The organism is Pseudomonas thermotolerans DSM 14292 (assembly GCF_000364625.1).
GTDB lineage: Bacteria > Pseudomonadota > Gammaproteobacteria > Pseudomonadales > Pseudomonadaceae > Aquipseudomonas > Aquipseudomonas thermotolerans.
In genome coordinates, this window is sequence record NZ_KB822672.1 from 1 (window position 1) to 1,147 (window position 1,147).

The 1,147-nt window shown below is 56.2% G+C and carries 1 protein-coding gene and 1 pseudogene; one reads left to right on the forward strand and one right to left on the reverse strand.

All coding sequences use genetic code 11. From position 1 onward, the window contains the following. Positions 1-238 precede the first annotated feature (238 nt). A complete protein-coding gene (locus H165_RS19495; RefSeq protein ID WP_081609395.1) occupies positions 239-682 on the forward strand; it encodes a DUF411 domain-containing protein in 444 nt (147 codons plus the stop codon). 177 nt (positions 683-859) lie between these two features. On the opposite strand, the pseudogene H165_RS19500 reads toward H165_RS19495, so the two are convergent. Beyond that, positions 860-1,051 (reverse strand): annotated as a pseudogene (locus tag H165_RS19500) (OprD family outer membrane porin); the annotation flags it as partial. Positions 1,052-1,147 lie beyond the last annotated feature (96 nt).

Consider the following 1,147-nt stretch of genomic DNA (forward strand, 5'->3'; position numbering starts at 1 on the left):
GACGATCTGAGCGCTTTTTGATCGATGGATCGCTTCAAAAAACAGCGAGGTCTGTAGTCGGCCAGAAATACGTGGCTACTTCAGACCATCCCTAAGGCAGGTCACCATTCGGATATGAGTGGCGATGACCACCATGCTGGGGATGAGGCGTCGTCCAACGGAGGTGATCATCACGCCGAGCAGGCTCCGAACGCCTCGCCCAAGACCCACACCCACTCCGATGGCAAAGAGCACGTTCATGAAAGCTAAATATCTGGCCCTGCTGGCCGCTCTATCCGCCACATCTGCGGTTCAAGCAGCTGATGCCCTGACGATCGATGTCCATCGTGATGCCAATTGTGGGTGTTGCAAGAAGTGGATCTCGCACCTCGAAGCGAATGGCTTCAAAGTCGTCGACCATGTCGAAAGCAACATGACAGCAGTGAAGCAACGACTGGGCGTCGCGCCACGGTTAGCGTCTTGCCACACCGCGGTGATTGACGGCAAGTTCGTCGAAGGTCATGTACCGGCTGCTCAGGTCCTCGAACTCAGCAAGCGCAATGATCTGGTTGGTATCGCGGTTCCCGGGATGCCGGCGGGCTCCCCCGGCATGGAAGTCGATGGCGTACAGCATGCCTACCAGGTCATTGGCTTGACCAAGACGGGTTCTGATCAGGTCGTTGCAGAATATCCCGCCCAGTAGTACTGCCTGCCAGCACGGCCGCTTGTGTGTAGTGGCCGACTCATTTTCATACGTCCTTTAACCTAAGTAAAAAAGGCGCCCTAGGGCGCCAAGGGCTGTCTCCAAACCAAAGGAGCACTACGAGGGGACAGCAGGACCAAGGAGCGAGCGGGCAATCAACCCGCTCGCTTGCCAGGGTTAGAGAACTTCCAGCGGGTACTCGACAATCAGGCGGAACTCATCCAAATCCGACTCGAAGTCGGTGGCGCGAGTCGTGGCTTGTCGAATGCGAAAGGACATGTCCTTCAACGACCCAGACTGCACAACGTACTTGGCCTCGATGTCACGTTCCCAGCGCTTCTGGTTGGTCAACGGATCGCCATTGTCATCTGGGTTCTACCCCATTTCCACGGACGGTTTGATAAGGGCTGAAAACTTCAGATCTTGCCGGGCGACTCTACGACGCATTCGTGGGTTATGAAACCG